Raw genomic sequence first — 14,732 nt, 5'->3', positions numbered from 1 at the left:
AAATCGAACCCGCCGCGAGCCTCGTTCGCCACGTCAGCGCAAGCAACGCGCAAGCGGGTGGGTATGCCGAAACGTCGACGCTAATCCGCGCCGAATGGATGTCCTGACAAATATCGTCCTATCACGCCGATGGCTTGTTGAAGCGTTCCAGCCCCGCACTCACGAGGTCGATCGGCAGCGGAAACACGATCGTCGAGTTCTTGTCGGCGGCGATCGTCACCAGCGTCTGCAGATAGCGCAACTGCATCGCCTGCGGTTGCCGCGCGAGCGTCTGGGCCGCCTCCAGCAACTGCTTCGATGCCTGCAACTCGCCTTCCGCGTGAATCACCTTCGCGCGCCGTTCGCGCTCGGCTTCGGCCTGACGCGCAATCGCGCGGATCATCGTTTCATTGATATCGACGTGCTTGATCTCGACGATCGATACCTTGATGCCCCACGCGTCGGTTTGCGAGTCGAGCACTTTCTGGATGTCGGTGTTCAGCTGCTCGCGCTCCGACAGCAGCTGGTCGAGGTCGTGCTTGCCGAGCACCGCGCGCAGCGTCGTCTGCGCCAGCTGGCTGGTCGCCTCGAAGTAGCGCGCGACCTGGATCACCGCCTTCTCCGGATCGACGACGCGGAAATACACGACAGCGTTGACCTTGACCGACACGTTGTCGCGCGTGATCACGTCTTGCGTCGGCACGTCGAACACGATGGTGCGCAAATCCATGCGCACCGCCTGCTGCACGATCGGAATGATCAATACGAGCCCGGGCCCCTTGACCTTCCAGAAGCGGCCGAGCATGAACACGACGCCGCGTTCGTACTCGCGAAAAATCCGCACCGACGACGCAATCAGCGCGACCACGAGCAGGATCAGGATGCTGCCGAAGCCGAATGTGAAGCCGATCATGAGCGTTCTCCTTGTAAGGCGTCGACCGACGTAACGGGCACCACGGTCAATGTGAGGCCGTTGCGCGCCGTCACGCGCACGCTCTGACCCGGCGCGGCCGGCGTGGTGCTCGAGACGCGCCAGCGCTCGCCGTGCACGCGCGCCCAGCCGGCCAGCGGGCCGCCCGCCGCGTGTTCGGGTTCGGGCAGCAAGCCGCCGTCCAGCACCACGCCGACGCAGCCGATCAGCGCCTCCGAGCCCGTCACGACCGGCCGCCGCCGCGCGCGCAGCGCGAGCCGCGACACGCCGAGCACGAACGCGACGCTGAACACGACGACCGCGGCGATCAGCGGCAGCGGGATGCCGTAGCCGGGCACGTCGGTATCCATCAGCATCGTTGCGCCGACCACGAACGCGACCACGCCGCCGAAGCCGAGCGAGCCGAAGGTCGGCAGGAACGCTTCGCCGATCAGGAAGGCGATGCCGAGAAAGATCAGCCCGAGGCCGACGTAGCTGATGGGCAGCATCTGCATCGCGAACAGGCCGAGCAGCAGGCTGATCGCGCCGACCACGCCGGGCAGCACGAAGCCCGGATTGGCGAATTCGAAGAACAGGCCATACATGCCGAGCATCAGCAGAATCAGCGCGACGCTCGGATCGGTGATCACGGCGAGAAAGCGGCTGCGCCAGTCGGGTTCGAGCGTGATCAGCGGCGCATGCGCGGTGTGCAGCGTGACGCTGCCCGCGCTCGTGACGTACGTGCGGCCGTCCACCTGGCGCAGCAGGTCCGGCACGGCGCGCGCGACGATATCGACGACGTGCTGCGCGAGCGCGTCCTCATCGGACAGGCTCACCGCTTCGCGGACCGCGCGCTCGGCCCACTCGGCGTTGCGGCCGCGCATCTGCGCGAGGCCGCGGATGTAGGCGGCGGCATCGTGTACCTGCTTGCGCAGTTCGGTCGATTGGGTGTCGAGCGGCAGTGCGTTGGCGGCTTCGGATGATGCGCCGGGTGACGCAGGCGCAGGCGCGGACGCGCCGCCAGGCGGCGTGCGCATGTCCGGCAGCCCCGGCGTGCCTGGGGTGGCTGGCGTTACCGGCGGTCCGCCGGCGGGCGGCTCGTTGCCGCCGATGCCCATCTGGATCGGCGTCGCGGCGCCGAGGTTGGTGCCCGGCGCCATCGCCGCGATATGGCTCGCGTAGACGATGTAGGTGCCGGCGCTGGCCGCGCGCGCGCCGCTCGGCGCGATGAAGGTCGCGACCGGCACCGGCGAGGCGAGGATCGCCTTGATGATCTGCCGCATCGACGTATCGAGGCCGCCGGGCGTATCGAGTTGCAGGACCGCGAGCTGTGCGCGCTGGCTGGCCGCGCGCTGCAAACCCCGCACGATGAAATCGGCGGTGGCCGGTCCGATCGCGCCATTCACCGGAATCACGACGACGCTGTTGGCGGTCGCGGTGGCGACGTTCGCCGCGCTCGCCGCATTGGCCGCTTGCAGCGGCGCCAGCGCTTCGCGCGTCGCGAAGCCGAACGCGCATAGCACGCCGAGCACGGCGATGCCGCGCATCAAACGGCCCACGATGCCGCCGCGGATAAGCGGCCTGCGCGGACCGGACTGCCGGAGCGGGAGACGCGGAGTCGTGTTCATCGCTGACGGCCGTCGCGCCAGCCGGTGCGAACCGGCGGCGCGGGCCCCTATCCTCGATCAAGGCTGGCCTGTTGCCGCTTAAAGCTTAGTCCGATTCGGCGCGTCGCGTGAGATCGAGCCCCGCGGCCCGGGCCGGCCGGTAGTCGGTCGGGCGCATGCCGGTCCATTTGCGGAACGCGCGATGAAACGCGCTCGGCTCCGCGAAGCCGACGGCGTTGGCGATATCGGCGATGGTGCGCTGCGTGCGCTGCAGTTCGGCGATCGCGATGTCGCGCCGCAGCGCGTCCTTGATCGACTGATACGTGTGGCCCTCCTGCTTCAGGTGCCGCCGCATCGTCGCCTCGGCGACGTGCAGGCGCGCGGCCATCTGATCGGCCGCCGGCCAGCCCGACATCGGCAGCGCGCGCAGCGTCTTGCGCACGCGCGCGGCGAGCGAACCCGGATTGCGGTACTTGACGATGAAGCTGCCCGGCGCATCGCGCAGAAACGGCCGCGCCGAGCGCGAAGTCTGGATCACCGGCAGTTCCAGAAACGCGGGGTCGAGATCGACGGACGACTCCGGCTCGTCGAAATACATCTCTTCGCAGAACATCAGCCGGTATTCGTGCGCGGCCGGCGGCGCGGCGCAGCGAAAGCGCGCTTCGAGCAACGGAATGCGCCGGCCGACGAGCCAGCACACGAGGCCGTACACGAGGATGAAATACGTCGCGTAGGCGAACATCGCCGGCTTGCGCGAGCCCGCGCGCTCGACGAACTTCAGGCGCACGCGCCGCGCGTCGGTGTCGATCGTCGCGCCGAGATCGTCGAGCACGAGCCGCATGAAGCCGACCGCGCGCGCAAGCGCCTGCGCGCCGTTGCGCGCGCCCAGCGCCGTCTGCGTCATCGCGATGAAGCTGCCGCTTTTCATCGGATGCGAGTCCTGGCCGAAGAATTCGTCGTCGAGCGCGCGCGCGATGCCGGCCCACAGCGCGCCGTATTGCGCCGACGAGACGCGGCTTTTCGGCGACGCGAGCATCGCCGCGGCAATGCCGGCCGCTTCGGCGAGCGCTCGCGCGTCGAGGCCGCGCGCCGTCGCGAGCGCGAGCGTTTCCTCGACGAGACTGACGGAGATCGTGCCTTTGTCGCTTTTCATCGGGATTGGGCTTTTCTGGCAAAAGCGCTCAGCATGGGCTGGATCGTGGTTCGTGAAGCCCCTGAAATGGCGAGGCTCCATGCACGTGCATGGTAGCAGTATGGCAAAAGCGCTCAGCAAGAATGAGCGGAGCGAGCATCGAACGGCGCGGGCCGCTTGCCTACACTTGCCGCATCACCGCGATCGCCAGCACGGCCGTCAGCACCAACGAGGACGCAGTCATGGACAGCTTCTACACCGACGAACAACGGATGATCCGCGACGCCGCGCGCGACTTCGCGACCGAATGCCTCGCGCCGCACGCGGCGCAATGGGATCGCGACGCGCAACTGCCGGCCGGGGTCGTCGCGCAGCTGGGCGAACTCGGCTTTCTGGGCATGATGGTGCCGGCCGAGTGGGGCGGCTCCTACACCGATTACGTCGCCTATGCGCTCGCGCTCGAAGAGATCGCGGCCGGTTGCGCCGCCTGCGCGACGCTGATGAGCGTGCACAACTCGGTCGGCTGCGCGCCGATCCTGAACTTCGGCAGCGCCGCGCAGAAAGACCGCTATCTGCGCGAGCTCGCCAACGGCCGGACGATCGGCGCGTTCTGCCTGACCGAGCCGCAGGCGGGCTCGGAGGCGAACAATCTGCGCACCCGCGCGGAGCGGCGCGACGGGCAGTGGATTCTGAACGGCAGCAAGCAGTTCGTGACCAACGGTGCGCGCGCCGGTCTCGCGATCGTATTCGCGGTCACCGATCCCGAGCGCGGTAAGCGCGGCCTGTCCGCCTTCATCGTGCCGACCTCGACGCCGGGTTTCGACGTCGGCCGGCCGGAGCACAAGCTCGGCATTCGCGCGTCCGACACCTGTCCGATCTCGCTCGATCAGTGCGCGGTGCCCGAGGCCAATCTGCTCGGCGAGCCGGGCGAGGGTCTGCGCATCGCGCTGTCGAATCTCGAAGGCGGACGCATCGGCATCGCCGCGCAGGCAGTCGGCATTGCGCGCGCCGCGTTCGACGCCGCGCGCCGCTACGCGAACGAGCGCGAACAGTTCGGCAAGCCGCTGAAAGACCACCAGACGATCGCGAACATGCTTGCCGACATGACGACGCGCCTGAATGCCGCGCGCCTGCTCGTGCATCACGCGGCACGGCTGCGCTCGGCGGGGCGGCCGTGTCTGTCGGAGGCGTCGCAGGCGAAGCTTTTTGCGTCGGAGCTTGCGGAGGAGATCTGTTCGAACGCGATCCAGATTCATGGTGGCTACGGCTATCTGGAGGACTATGCGGTCGAGCGCCACTATCGGGATGCACGGATTACGCAGATTTACGAAGGGACGAGCGAAGTGCAGCGGATGGTGATCGCGCGCCATGTTTGAGGGCGGCGTTTGAGCGCACAATAGCCTGGCCGTGGATGCTCGCCTGGATCACCGCGGCGAAAAAAACCGAGCGCGCCCCGCGCCACTCGCAACTACGTTGCATGAGACCGGAGTAAGCGCTAAAGCGCTAACTCTGGTCGACAGGAGACGACGATGACAGCAGCGAAAGCCTTTCTCGAAGCGCGCGATCTGCTAGTGCGCCATCGCACCGACTACGAGCGCGCGTACCGCGAATTCGCGTGGCCCGCGCTCGGCGAGTTCAACTGGGCGCTCGACTACTTCGACGCGATCGCGCATGACAACGACAACCCCGCGTTGTGGATCGTCGACGATCCTTCCAGCGACGGCCTGCGCCTGTCGTACGCGCAGATGTCGGAGCGCTCGTCGCGGATGGCGAACTTTCTGCGCGGCGCGGGCGTCGGCCGCGGCGACCGTGTGCTGCTGATGCTGCCGAATCGCGTCGAGCTATGGGACGTCATGCTCGCCGCGATGAAGCTCGGCGCGATCGTGCTGCCCGCCACCACGCAGCTATCCGCCGAGGACTTGCGCGACCGCGTGCAGATCGGCGGCGCGAAGTTCGTCGTGGTCGACAGCGCGGAGCTGGGCAAATTCGATGCGCTCGACGTACCGCTCACCCGCCTGTCGGTCGGTGCGCCGCGCGACGGCTGGATCGATGTTGCCGCCGCGTACGAGGCTTCGCCGCATTTCACGCCGGACGGCGTCACCCACGCCAGCGATCCGCTGTTGCTGTACTTCACGTCCGGCACCACCTCGAAGCCGAAGCTGGTCGAGCATACGCACCAGAGCTATCCGGTCGGGCATCTGTCGACGATGTACTGGATCGGCCTGCAACCCGGCGACATCCATTGGAACATCAGCTCGCCGGGCTGGGCCAAGCACGCGTGGAGCTGCTTCTTCGCGCCGTGGAACGCGCAGGCCTGCGTGTTCGTGTTCAACGTCCCGCGCTTCGTGCCGAAAGACACACTCGCCGCGCTCGTGCGTTTCAACGTCACCACGCTGTGCGCGCCGCCGACCGTCTGGCGCATGCTCGTGCAGGAGCCGCTCGGCGACTATCCGGTGAAGCTGCGCGAAATCGTCGGCGCCGGCGAGCCGCTGAATCCGGAAGTCATCGAGCGTGTCAAGCACGCGTGGGGCATTACGATTCGCGATGGCTACGGCCAGACCGAAACGACCTGCCAGATCGGCAATTCGCCGGGCCAGCCGGTCGTGGCCGGCTCGATGGGGCGTCCACTGCCGGGCTACCGGGTCGAGCTGCTCGACGCCGACGACGAGCCGGTCGGCGAAGGCGAAATCGCGCTGCCGCTCGCCGAACGGCCGCTCGGCCTGATGACGGGTTACGCGAACAACGCCAACGCGACCGCGCAGTCGATGCGCAACGGCCTCTATCGCACGTCGGATGTCGCGCTGCGTCGCGACGACGGCTACTACGTGTACGTCGGCCGCTCGGACGACGTGTTCAAGTCGTCCGACTATCGCCTGAGTCCGTTCGAACTCGAAAGCGTGCTGATCGAACACGAGGCGATCGGCGAGGCGGCCGTCGTGCCGAGCGCGGACGCGTTGCGTCTGGCGGTGCCGAAGGCGTTCGTCACCGTGCGTCACGGCTACGAAGCCGGTCCCGAACTCGCGCGCGCGGTGTTCGCGTTCTCGCGTGAAAAACTCGCGCCGTACAAGCGGATTCGCCGTCTGCAATTCAGCGAACTGCCGAAGACGATCTCCGGCAAGATCCGCCGCGTCGAATTGCGGCGCCGCGAAATGGAGCGCGCGGCCGAGCCCGCGCGTCTGCCGGACGAGTATTGGGAAGAGGATTTTCCCGACTTGCGGTGACTGTCTTTATTCCTCGCCATTGCTGGTTTGCCGCCCCGGTTTGAATCGCACGCGTTGAATTCGAGCTTCGGATTCGACGCGTCGGGGCACTGTTTTCTAAATCACAGGAGTTTCAGCATGAGCACCCTTGCTTCGAACGAGACCGGCCGCGACGTTGCCGGCGCCGTGGCCACCGTCAAACTGCTGATCAACGGCGAGTTCGTCGAATCGAAGACGACCGAGTGGCGCGACATCGTGAACCCGGCCACGCAGGCGGTCCTCGCGCGCGTGCCGTTCGCGACCGTCGCGGAAGTCGACGCGGCGGTGCGCAGCGCGCACGCCGCGTTCAAAACGTGGAAGGACACGCCGATCGGCGCGCGCATGCGCATCATGCTGAAGTACCAGGCGCTGATTCGCGAGCATATGCCGCGCATCGCGAAGACGCTGTCGGCCGAGCAGGGCAAGACGATTCCCGATGCCGAGGGCGACATCTTCCGCGGTCTGGAAGTCGTCGAGCACGCGTGTTCGATCGGCACGTTGCAGCAGGGAGAGTTCGCCGAGAACGTCGCCGGTGGTGTGGACACTTACACGCTGCGCCAGCCGCTCGGCGTATGCGTCGGCATCACGCCGTTCAATTTCCCCGCGATGATCCCGCTGTGGATGTTCCCGATGGCGCTCGTGTGCGGCAATACGTTCGTGCTGAAGCCATCCGAGCAGGACCCGCTGTCGACGATGCAGCTCGTCGAACTCGCGCTCGAAGCCGGCGTGCCGAAGGGCGTGCTGAACGTGGTGCACGGCGGCAAGGAAGTCGTCGATGCGCTGTGCACGCATGAACTGGTGAAGGCGATTTCGTTCGTCGGCTCGACGGCGGTCGGCACGCATGTGTATCGCCTCGGCAGCGAACACGGCAAGCGAGTGCAGTCGATGATGGGCGCGAAGAACCACGCGGTCGTGCTGCCCGACGCGAATCGCGAACAGACCCTCAACGCGCTCGCCGGCGCCGCGTTCGGCGCGGCCGGTCAGCGCTGCATGGCGAGTTCGGTGGCGGTGCTGGTCGGCGCCGCGCGCGAGTGGCTGCCCGAGCTCGTCGCGAAGGCGAAGACGCTGAAGGTCAACGCGGGTCACGAGCCGGGCACCGATGTCGGGCCGGTCGTGTCGCGCGCCGCGAAGCAGCGCATTCTCGGTCTGATCGACGCGGGCGTGAAAGAGGGCGCGACGCTCGTGCTCGACGGCCGCGATGTGAACGTGCACGGCTACGAGCAGGGCAACTTCATCGGCCCGACGGTGTTCACCGACGTGACGGCCGACATGGAAATCTACCGCACCGAAATCTTCGGGCCGGTGCTCGCGGTGCTGAACGTGGCGACGCTCGACGATGCTATCGCGCTCGTCAACGCCAACCCGTTCGGCAACGGCGTCGGCCTCTTCACGCAAAGCGGCGCGGCGGCGCGCAAGTTCCAGAGCGAGATCGATATCGGCCAGGTCGGTATCAACATTCCTATCCCGGTGCCGGTGCCGTTTTTCAGCTTCACCGGTTCGCGCGGCTCGAAGCTTGGTGATCTCGGTCCCTACGGCAAGCAGGTCGTGCAGTTTTACACGCAGACCAAGACGGTCACCGCGCGCTGGTTCGACGACGACACCGTCAACGATGGCGTCAACACGACGATCCGCCTGCGTTGAAGGCACTGAGGGCACACCCGGAGACGACACCATGAAAATAGGCTTTATCGGACTCGGCAATATGGGCGCGCCGATGGCGCTGAACCTGCTGAAGGCGGGCCACGCGCTCAACGTGTTCGACCTCAGTGCGGAAGCTGTGCGCACGCTCGTCGACGCGGGCGCGCAGCCGGCTCGCTCACCGCAAGCCGCCGCGAGCGACGTCGAATGCGTGATCACGATGCTGCCCGCCGCGGCTCACGTGCGCAGCGTGCTCGTCGCGGACGACGGCATCCTCGCCGGCATCGCGCCGGGCGTGCCGATCATCGATTCGAGCACGATCGATCCCGCCAGCGTGAAAGCGTTTGCCGAACTCGCCGCGGCTCATGGCAACAACTTCGTCGATGCACCGGTCTCGGGCGGCACGGGCGGCGCGGCGGCGGGCACGCTGACCTTCATGGTCGGCGGCAGTGCGAGCGCGTACGAGCAGGTCAAGCCAGTGCTGTCGGCGATGGGAAAAAACATCGTGCATTGCGGCGACACCGGCACGGGCCAGGTCGCGAAGATCTGCAACAACCTCGTGCTCGGCATCTCGATGGCGGGCGTCGCCGAGGCGATGTCGCTCGGCGAGGCGCTCGGTATCGACACGAAGGTGCTCGGTAGCATCATCAATACGTCGACCGGGCGCTGCTGGAGTTCGGACACGTATAACCCGATGCCGGGCGTGATCGAGACCGCGCCGTCCTCGCGCGGCTATACCGGCGGCTTCGGCACCGACCTGATGCTGAAAGACCTCGGCCTCGCCACCGATGCCGCGCGCGGCGTGCGTCAACCGGTCTATCTCGGCGCGCTCGCGCAGCAGCTTTATCAAACGATGAGCGCGAACGGCGCGGGGCGCCTGGACTTTTCGGCGGTGATCAAGCTGTATCGCTCGCGTGAGCGCGGCGGTAACGGCCAGGGAGGCACGCAATGATCGACCTCGATTACGCACATGACGGCGCCGTTGCTTTGATCACGTTGAAACGGCCGCCCGCGAACGCTTTCACGCCTGACGGTCTGCTGCAATTGCAACGCACCGTCGAGCAGTTGAACGCCGATGCGCGCGTGCGCGCGCTCGTGATCACCGGCGACGGTCCGAAGTTTTTCAGCGCGGGCGCCGATCTGAACACGTTCGCCGACGGCAATCGCGAAGTCGCGCGCACCGCGGCCGCGCGTTTCGGCGCGGCCTTCGAATCGCTGCAGAACGCGCGGCCCGTCGTCATCGCGGCGCTCAACGGCTTTGCGATGGGCGGCGGTCTCGAATGCGCGCTCGCCTGCGATATCCGCATCGCCGAGCAGCATGCGGTGCTGGCGCTCCCCGAGACGGCGGTCGGTCTGCTGCCATGCGGCTGCGGCACGCAGACGCTGCCGTGGCTCGTCGGCGAAGGCTGGGCCAAGCGGATGATTCTGACCGGCGAGCGCGTCGATGCGGCGACCGCGCTCAGCATCGGTCTCGTCGAAGAAGTGGTGGAGCGCGGCGCCGCGCGTGAAGCCGCGTTGAACATGGCGCAGCGCGTCACCGGTTTGAGCCCGCAGGCGGTCAACTTCAGCAAGGAGCTGATCCATCAGGCGCGGCATGGCGTGCCGCGCGCCGCCGCGCTCGCGCTAGAACGCGAGCGCTTCGTCGATCTGTTCGATGGCGCCGATCAGCGCGAGGGCGTCAACGCGTTCCTCGAAAAACGCGCGCCGCGCTGGCAGACGAGCCGTGCATCGCAGGAGACGCAGCGATGAGCACTTTGCGCGGCTTTGCGGTCGAAATGCGCGCCGCGATGAACCCGCAAGCCGAACCCGACGTGCTGTTTCGCGTCGTCAACCGCGTGGCGATCATCACGCTGAACCGGCCTGCCGCGCTCAACGCGCTGTCGCACGCGATGGTGCGCGAACTCGCGGTGCTGGTCGAGCATTGCCGCACCGATGCCGGGATCGTCGCGCTGGTGCTGAAGGGCGCCGGCGACAAGGGCTTTTGCGCGGGCGGCGACGTGCGCGAGGTACATCGGCTCGCGACGCAGGGCGACCCACGCTGGCTCGCGTTCTTCGTCGACGAATACCGGCTCGATTACGCGTTGCATACGTTTCCGAAGCCGCTGGTCGCGCTGCTCGACGGCATCGCGATGGGCGGCGGCATGGGCCTCGGCCAGGCGGCGCGGCTGCGCATCGTGACCGAACGCAGCCGCATCGCGATGCCGGAGACGCGCATCGGCTTCGTGCCCGACGTCGGCGCGAGCCGCTTTCTGAGCGTGATGCCGGCCGAGCTTGCGCTGTATGTCGGGCTGACCGGCGCGACGCTAGCGGGCGCCGACGCGATGCGCCTGCAACTGGCCGACCTGTGCGTGCCGGCCGACTGGCTCGCGAGCTTCGAGGAACGTTTGCAGCGCATGTCGCACGACGGCGAGCGAATCGACGCGCTGCGCGCCGTGTTCGAGCCGCCGTGCAATATCGTGCCGCACGCGCCGCTCGGCGCGCTGACGCAACTGATCCTGCGCCACTTCGACCGGCGTTCGGGCGTCGAGCGCATCGTCGCGACACTGCGTCAGGATCTCGAACGCGAACCGCCGCGCGAGGTGCGGCAATGGCTGCAAGCGACCTACGACGCACTGACCGCCCATTCGCCGACGATGCTGCACGTGACGCGCGAAGCGCTGCTGCGCGGCCGGCAGATGACGCTTGCCGAATGCTTCCGGATGGAGCTCGGCATCGTGAAGCGCTCGATCGAGGAAGGCGATTTCCGCGAGGGCGTGCGCGCGCAACTGATCGACAAGGACCGTCGGCCGCGCTGGTCACCGGCGACGCTCGCCGATGTGCAACCCGAGCGCGTGCGGCATTTCCTGAGTTCGCCCTGGCACGGCGACGCGCATCCGCTGGCGACGCTGGGCGCGGAGCATGGCGACTGACTTGCGCGGCGTATCGCATGCCGCGCGGGGCGCGCGGCCCGGCGCACCCGCGCCCGCCCTTAGGTCTGCTTGGCATGTCCCGCCCATCAGCCGCCGGTGCCAATTGTGGTCTGGCGTACACAGACTACGCGCGCCAATTGACATCTTTCCGGGCGCGATCTTAGATAGATAGTTAAGCTCCGTCCCGACCGGCAAAGCCTGCTCGCAGCCCTCATCACGGCGCTCGTCCGACCTACGGTGCGTTTATACGTCACCGTTTCCCGCATTCCCGTGCTCTTGATCGATCAGGAGGCAATGCGTATGGAAAAGCCGTCAGATGAGAATCGCCGCTCCAAACCCTTCGGCGACAAACCCGCTTCCCACCTCGAGCAGGGTCCTCATGCAAGAAAGCTCGTCCTCACCGCGCTAGGCGGCATTGCGGTTCTGGTGGGCAGCGGTATCTACTGGGTGGTGACCTTTTCGCATCGCGTGCCGGATGCGGATTGCTTTCCTCCCGGCATCGAGTGCGTTAAAAAGATCGCCGCGGTGATGAAGGAAGTCAGCGACGCGGATCGCGCAACCAGCATGGGCGAGAGCTGGCTGCTTGCGTTGCTGGTCACGGCCTTCACGTTCCTCGTGTTTTATGTCCACATTTGCCGTGGAGAAGACGAACGGGCGCGGACCATTGCGGAGCGCGAGTTCGAGGAGAAGAAGCGTATCGCGGAAGAGGAAGGCGAGGCCGCTCCCGACGTCGACTCCCGCTCGAAGGGTGTAGTCGGCATCCTGCGAAGCTGGTTCGCGTCGCGCTGGTGCATTCCGGTGTTCTGCTACGTCCCCGCGGTATTGCTGTTCGGCGGAGAGATATGGGAGGGCTATACCGATGCGGTCGTACTCGCATTGGCGCTCGCCGCCATTTACGTGGCCGCGGAACACTATTGCGCGCTCGAGCAGCAACGCAAGCTCGTCGACGAGCAGGAAGCGGTGCTCGAGACCATCCGCAAGGAGCTCAGCGACAAGGTGGCCAGCATCGATAACGCGATGGGAACCCGCTATGGTCTTCGCGTGATTTACGACGCCTATCGCGACCCGAACCACGACCAGTCCCGCGCAGAGGAGAGGAAGCGCTTGCAGCCGGGCGCGGCGCACCAGGCTCACGGCGGCGCGGCGAACGTTCAGGAGTCAGAAAAAGGCATTTTTTCGATCTATCGTTTCTTCGATATCGACAAGCAATGGTGGGCGCGCGAGTCCTGGGACGGCTATCGCAGCAGCCCCGCGGCGACGCTCTATCGGACCTTGAAGGAAGGTGCGCGCACGAAGATGACGCTGGTGACGCCCCTCGAATATCCCGAGTTCGACGACGGCTCGATGCAGGACAAGGCACTCTTCTTCGGCAAGTTCATTGGACTCGTATGGCATTACGTCGTGCTGTGGCACGTACGGCGCGCGCTCGAGGCCGACTCGAAAGACGTCGTGTGCGAACACAAGATCCGCATTGCGCAGACTTCGCTGTGGCTGCATGTGGTCGACCGGACCGTCTATCAGATTCTCGGCGACGATCGCGGCAAGGACGTCAAGGTGCGCAACCTGACGCACGACATGGATGAGATCTCGGTATCGCTCGCCCGCTGGGCCAAGCGTGAAATTCAAACGCTGGCGGCGCGTGGCCCGACCGTCGAGGAGTACATCTGCACCTGCCTGACCGATGCCCATCAGGCCATACCCGCGGACGGCGCGGCCACCTTCGGACAGAACGAGGATCACGTACTCGAAAGACTCGGATTCAAGGAATGGGCGAACGAAGGAGACGCGCCATCGGGAATTCGCAAGCGAGTGTTGGCCGCGCGCTGCAAGGGATTGATCCGGGATGCCGTGGCGATCATCGCCACGTCCGAGTCGAGGCAGACGGCGGCCATCGACGGCCAATACGATCCGTCGATCGAAGAGATAGCAGCGGAGGTCGAGTGATGACTACTTCCATCGATGCGATGCTGGCCGACCTGGAGATCATCAGCGACCTGGTGATGTCCATCGTGGTGCCGACGAAAAACACGGACCGGTCGAACTTCACGACGCCGATCTCGCTGATGGTCAGACACCATCTGGTCGGCGGGCAGTCGCCGCTTGCCGGTCGCGACGTGCGCGGTCTCGTCGACCGGCTCAAGCACTGCGCCGGCGCGCTGTGCAAGGTCGGATCGGGCAAGAAGCTGCTCGCCGATTCGCAGTTGATGCGGGGCATTCCTGCGGCGCCATATCAGGCGAATCAGTTCTACGTCGAGTTGCTGACGGCGGTGTCGCTCGGTCTTTACTTTCTCGGCGTGCCGATTGGCGAGCCGTGGGACCTGGTGCAGACCTGGGCCGACGAGGAGGGCGGCGGGCTGCCGAACGGCATCTGCGTGGCGAAGGCGATCGGCGATATCGTGCGCTCGTCGCGCAAGTGGCATCCCACGCTGCCGGTGCAAGCCGATGCGAACGAGCGCGCCAAACGCAGGGCGTCGACGGATCTGATCGTCCATTCGTTCCTGCCGATGATCCTGTTTCGCGATCTGATCCTGTGGGGCGGCGGACAGCCGGAACCGGAGAATTCCGGGCTGCCGGAACATCCGTCGATCCGCAGTCAGACGGCGACCGGACCCACCGAAGGCGACGAGTCGGATGAACGGTCTTTGCTCGTGCCGTCGATCCATGCGTTGGGCCGCTGTTACGAAGTGTTGCAACTGCAACTTTACCTGAGGGCGGGTTATCCGATTTACTATGCCGTGCCAGAGGCCATTCTGAAGACCGAAATTTTGCGGTCCTGCGCGGCGGGAAAATCCACCGAGGAGTGCTGGGAAGAAATGTGCGCGTTCCTGCGTGACAAGATCTTCCGCGGCAAGCTGCCCGACGCCGGCAATCTGCAGAAGCAGTGCGTCTACGTGATCGACCGGACCAAGCCTCCCGCGTGCTTCATCAATCACGATGCGGGGCTGCTGACCTTCGAAGGCATCGATCTCGACGTGGGCAGCCGCGAACTGCCGCTACCGGCGAGTTACATGCTCGATGAACGCAGGGAGCGCTACCGCAAGAGAGTGCTTTCGTTCAAGCCGGCCGATGAGGAAGCCGCGCTGCGAAACCTCTTGAATGGCGCAAAGAACAAGGAACTTTTCAAGCATATCTTTCATGGCGCGAAAGATGATCATCCTGATCCGGCTCACGGCAAGGATGCCGCCAACGACGCCGCGAAGGACACCGTCACGGTGAGGTGACGATGCGCGGCGCACTGGGTATCGGGAACGCCGGATGCTAGGATTTTTATGGTTGCTCCGACGCGGATCGCCTCTGGCGAAGCGATCCGCGCCATAA

11 protein-coding genes are annotated in these 14,732 nt (G+C 66.1%); 8 read left to right on the top strand and 3 right to left on the bottom strand.

The window, feature by feature from the left end:
* Positions 1-121: 121 nt before the first annotated feature.
* The 3 genes from HDG37_RS31610 to HDG37_RS31600 all read right to left on the bottom strand — a co-directional run bounded on the left by HDG37_RS31610 (position 122) and on the right by HDG37_RS31600 (position 3,649).
* Positions 122-892, bottom strand: a complete 771-nt coding sequence (locus tag HDG37_RS31610; RefSeq protein WP_184031463.1) for a slipin family protein — start codon at positions 890-892, stop codon at positions 122-124.
* Entirely contained in the window at positions 889-2,517 is a 1,629-nt protein-coding gene (locus HDG37_RS31605; protein WP_184054528.1) for a nodulation protein NfeD, read from the bottom strand. Before HDG37_RS31605 ends, HDG37_RS31610 begins: the two co-directional genes overlap by 4 nt.
* 85 nt (positions 2,518-2,602) lie before the next feature.
* The gene (locus tag HDG37_RS31600) at positions 2,603-3,649 is read right to left on the bottom strand and encodes an AraC family transcriptional regulator (RefSeq protein ID WP_184054526.1); all 1,047 of its coding nucleotides are present in this window, start codon (positions 3,647-3,649) and stop codon (positions 2,603-2,605) included.
* A gap of 221 nt (positions 3,650-3,870) precedes the next feature.
* Here HDG37_RS31600 and HDG37_RS31595 point away from each other — a divergent pair, with 221 nt between their 5' ends.
* The 8 genes from HDG37_RS31595 to HDG37_RS31560 all read left to right on the top strand — a co-directional run bounded on the left by HDG37_RS31595 (position 3,871) and on the right by HDG37_RS31560 (position 14,635).
* Entirely contained in the window at positions 3,871-5,004 is a 1,134-nt protein-coding gene (locus HDG37_RS31595; RefSeq protein WP_184054634.1) for an acyl-CoA dehydrogenase family protein, read from the top strand.
* 153 nt (positions 5,005-5,157) lie between these two features.
* Positions 5,158-6,849, top strand: coding sequence for an AMP-binding protein (locus HDG37_RS31590; protein WP_184054524.1), 1,692 nt, complete (start codon positions 5,158-5,160; stop codon positions 6,847-6,849).
* A 117-nt stretch (positions 6,850-6,966) separates the two neighbouring features.
* Positions 6,967-8,508, top strand: coding sequence for a CoA-acylating methylmalonate-semialdehyde dehydrogenase (locus tag HDG37_RS31585; protein WP_184054522.1), 1,542 nt, complete (start codon positions 6,967-6,969; stop codon positions 8,506-8,508).
* A gap of 31 nt (positions 8,509-8,539) precedes the next feature.
* Positions 8,540-9,457 carry a 3-hydroxyisobutyrate dehydrogenase gene (gene mmsB / locus HDG37_RS31580; protein WP_184031442.1) on the top strand — a complete coding sequence of 306 codons (918 nt, stop codon included), beginning with the start codon at positions 8,540-8,542 and terminating at the stop codon, positions 9,455-9,457.
* On the top strand, positions 9,454-10,254 hold the full coding sequence (locus tag HDG37_RS31575; protein ID WP_184054520.1) for an enoyl-CoA hydratase: 801 nt from the start codon (positions 9,454-9,456) through the stop codon (positions 10,252-10,254). The genes mmsB and HDG37_RS31575 overlap by 4 nt, the downstream gene beginning before the upstream one ends.
* The gene (locus HDG37_RS31570) at positions 10,251-11,414 is read left to right on the top strand and encodes an enoyl-CoA hydratase/isomerase family protein (RefSeq protein WP_184054518.1); all 1,164 of its coding nucleotides are present in this window, start codon (positions 10,251-10,253) and stop codon (positions 11,412-11,414) included. The genes HDG37_RS31575 and HDG37_RS31570 overlap by 4 nt, the downstream gene beginning before the upstream one ends.
* Positions 11,415-11,714: 300 nt before the next feature.
* Positions 11,715-13,358 carry a hypothetical protein gene (locus HDG37_RS31565; RefSeq protein WP_184054516.1) on the top strand — a complete coding sequence of 548 codons (1,644 nt, stop codon included), beginning with the start codon at positions 11,715-11,717 and terminating at the stop codon, positions 13,356-13,358.
* The gene (locus HDG37_RS31560; protein WP_221312201.1) at positions 13,358-14,635 is read left to right on the top strand and encodes a hypothetical protein; all 1,278 of its coding nucleotides are present in this window, start codon (positions 13,358-13,360) and stop codon (positions 14,633-14,635) included. The genes HDG37_RS31565 and HDG37_RS31560 overlap by 1 nt, the downstream gene beginning before the upstream one ends.
* Positions 14,636-14,732: the final 97 nt, after the last annotated feature.

Origin of the sequence: Paraburkholderia sp. MM5384-R2 (assembly GCF_014201025.1) — a bacterium.
Taxonomy (GTDB): domain Bacteria; phylum Pseudomonadota; class Gammaproteobacteria; order Burkholderiales; family Burkholderiaceae; genus Paraburkholderia; species Paraburkholderia tuberum.
Note: the sequence above shows the minus strand (reverse complement) of the source record. Positions and strands in the feature narration are given on the sequence as shown.